A 3,303-nucleotide genomic window follows, 5' to 3' on the forward strand; every position below is an offset into this window, starting at 1 on the left:
AGGTGAGAATACGATCCCTTAGAACCTAAGAATGCAACGCGAGCTAGTGGTTTACGGCTTTGTGGATTCGCAAGGTTTTGCAGGTATGACTGTTGCAGCAGAACCGAATCTTCAATGATGGTATGAAACAACTTAGTAATGTACTGCGCATCAAGCTCGTATTTATCTTTACCGTTGTTGATCAATTTGACTAGTAGTTGTTGCTCTCGTACTGCATCACGAACGGGTTTTGACGTTTCTACCTTGCTTTTAGCGACTTCGATACTCAGCTTACGACGCTCTGAAAGTAATTTTAGGAGTTCGTCGTCTAAATCATTGAGACGAAGGCGGATATCATCTAGTGAAATTGTTCGGTCAGTCATAAATGTGTCCTTATAAAAAAGCCCCCCTAGTGTGGGAGGCTTCTTGTTCGTTTTTGACTTGTTTTTCTAAAACGACTTAGCCTCCGATTTACGGAAGAAAAAAGAAGTCAAAAATAAACAAAGAGTGAGAGTGCATAAAAAGTGATTGTTTTATGAATGTTTAAACACAATAAGCAAGCGAGCTACGAGCGTCAAGCAAAAAAATAGCGCCCTGAGGCGCTATTTTTTAATCTGTCATATTTCCTTATTCTACTTCAGCTTCTAGCTCTTCGATTTCAGGCTTTTCAGCGCGGCGCGCTTCTGGTTTATGGCGCAGCTTGTTGAGTTGACGCTCTAGTTTTTGTTCTACTTCGTTAATAGCTACGTAGAGGTCGTCATGAATTGATGAAGCAACAAGTTGGCCTTTTGGTACCGTTAGAACGGCTTCAAATTTTTTCTTTTTATTTGGTTCTTCGCTAAAGCTCGCTTGGCAGCCAATGATGTCTACTTGCCATTTATCCAGCTTCTTAAATTTGCTTTCTATGTGATCACGGATTGCAGAGGTAATGTCGATATTTTTACCAGTGATGTTCATTTTCATAGAAGTTTTCCTCTGTTGTATCCCTCATGGGTTAACTTCAGATTACGACTTTTAGGAATAAAGAATGTGATTTAGATCTTGTTTTGGTTGGGTGGGATAAGCATTAAAATCAAATGTGATCTCACGCAAGTCTTGATATCTTTTTGTCGAAAAATACTTGTTATCCCTATGAAAAACGATAAGTTGGAGGCAAGGCTTCGCTAAAAATTAAACCAGTTTTTAGGGGCGGACTACAGCCTATAGAAAGTGCTTGATTGAAATTTACTCAATAGTGTTTTGTGATATAGGTATCATGATGTAGCTCTCTGCGTAAGCTTCTTCAGAATTAGATAAACAAAAGCCGCATAAGTTTTCTTATGCGGCTTTTATGTTTTTAACCTTATCTAACACCTTTGTTCCTCAAGCTCTGATGTTAAGGGCGAAGTTAATCGTTAGTGTTCAGTAATCTCGCTGTACCGTCCTCTCGGATGGCATTGATTGCTTGCAATTGTTTGTAAATGACGAAGTAACGATTGATGTTGGCGACATAGGTTACGGGTTCTTTACTCACGTACTTACGAGTGATGATTTCCACGTTTTTAAACCAGATATTTGGGTTATAACCCTTTTTTTTAGCAATGTTCCGCATCTTTCTTATCTTAGCGGGGCCGGCATTGTAAGAAGCTAAAGTGAAGTAGATTTGATTGTCAGGCGATATCGCTGGATCGTCAAAATATCGGTCTTTGATAAAGCGCATATATTTCACACCAGCATGGATGTTGTTATCCACCTTATGTATGTTTTTTATATTGACGTTTTTGTCTTTGGCGGTACTTGGCAACACCTGCATTACACCGATGGCGCCTCGGTGAGAAACCCTGCTTTGATCAAGTCCAGACTCTTGGAAACCTTGAGCTGACATCATCAAAGGGTCGAATTCGTATTCATTCGAATATTTTTCAAAGACATCTGCCAGTTTTGCCACTCGGTCTACTTTATTTGGGTTGAGTGCTCGCCCTAACCAACGAGTGTTGTCGATGTATTTATTATAGATAACGTTCCCAAGTAGAGTTCCTGTTCGTGCGGTCTTTACGTATTTGTTGATCTCTTTCTTTAGCTGAGGGCTGTCTTTTCTCAGTGCCCAAGCAATTTGACCATTTTCACGCAGCGGCAACTCAGTGTGTACCTGAATGTTTTCCATAACATCGAGCCAGAGCTTAGCTTTGTGGCTATCTAGAACTGTACCTTGTATATAACCCTGATTAACTAGTTCTATCAGCTCGTAGTCTTGCAATGATTCTTCGATAAAGTGGACATGCAGTGGTGGTAAACCTAGTGCGTTAAGCTCTTTGTTGACTCTTTGAACACTCTCGAAGTAACTTGAGCTAGCTCGGATCCAGACCTCTTGACCACTCAATTGCTTGATTTCGGTGATAGGGGCAGAATTTTTTCCGGTGATAATCAGTTCTTTCCCATCTTTGATCATTGGATCGGAAAAATCGATGACACTTAACCGCTTGTCGGTGATCGTTAGGTTGGCGACAGCGACATCACCGTAACCAGATTCTAACGAGGGGAGTAGATCATCTCGTTGCACGGGGATGATTTGAACGTTGAGATAGGGGTGCTTCTTACGAAGACTTTTCTCAAAGTGGTAGAGCATTTCTGCCACAATACCTTTTGGCTTGCCATCTTCTATGTAGTAAAAGCCCAGATCAGCCGAAACCAATACTCTCACTGTTCCTTTTGTTTTGAGTACATCTAAGTCTCCCATGTAAGGTTGATTGCTCAATGGGGACAGTTCTAATGCGTTGGAAAGTTGGCTAAATAACCCGATCCAGATAAATAATAACATCCTGCTCACATCCACACTCCATGTTGATGTTTTGTTAAAAGTTATCTATTGAAGATACTGCTTATGTTGCCATTCATCAAGTTTACCAGACGAAGTTCAAAAAAAATCGCGCTAACAAATTAGCGCGATTTTGAAGTGATTGTTTTAGTTAACGACGAGTGTGATTCGCTGACTAAGGCAGTGGATTGAGCTCGATTAACTTTTCTGTTCGTAACACTGCGTCTTCTAAGCCTAGTTGTTCATAAGCTTCTAATTGAATGTCTAAAGACTTACGTGCAGCAATGGTGTCAGGGTAAGTCTTCTGTAACTCTTGTGTTCTGTTTATAGCTGCAATCCAAGCTTCACGACGCAGGTAGAAATCAGCGGTTGCTAAGTCATACTCCGCTAGGCGGTTTTTCAGTGCGAACATGCGTTTTTGTGCATCTTCAGCGTATGGGCTTGCAGGGAAACGTTCTAACAGTCGTTTGAAATCAGCAAATGCAAGTTTCACTGGCTCTGGATCTCGGTCGCTACGATCGATATTAAAA

Annotated in this window: 4 protein-coding genes and 1 other annotated feature; all 4 genes read right to left on the reverse strand. The window is 40.9% G+C overall.

The window, feature by feature from the left end:
- Positions 1–362: chorismate mutase (locus tag AB4496_RS26005; protein WP_372132761.1), on the reverse strand; the 362-nt coding region annotated here is incomplete at its 3' end.
- A gap of 12 nt (positions 363–374) precedes the next feature.
- Positions 375–496: a sequence feature (Phe leader region), on the reverse strand.
- A 110-nt stretch (positions 497–606) separates the two neighbouring features.
- Positions 607–942 carry a ribosome hibernation-promoting factor, HPF/YfiA family gene (hpf, locus tag AB4496_RS26010; RefSeq protein ID WP_004735034.1) on the reverse strand — a complete coding sequence of 112 codons (336 nt, stop codon included), beginning with the start codon at positions 940–942 and terminating at the stop codon, positions 607–609.
- Positions 943–1,366: 424 nt separating this feature from the next.
- Complete coding sequence (locus AB4496_RS26015; protein ID WP_309598818.1) at positions 1,367–2,791, reverse strand: lytic transglycosylase F; 1,425 nt, start codon at positions 2,789–2,791, stop codon at positions 1,367–1,369.
- A gap of 157 nt (positions 2,792–2,948) precedes the next feature.
- A partial coding sequence (gene bamD, locus AB4496_RS26020; RefSeq protein WP_372132764.1) for an outer membrane protein assembly factor BamD occupies positions 2,949–3,303 on the reverse strand: 355 nt, incomplete at its 5' end.

The organism is Vibrio sp. 10N.222.46.A1 (genome assembly GCF_041473595.1).
GTDB classification, from domain to species: Bacteria; Pseudomonadota; Gammaproteobacteria; order Enterobacterales; family Vibrionaceae; genus Vibrio; species Vibrio tasmaniensis_A.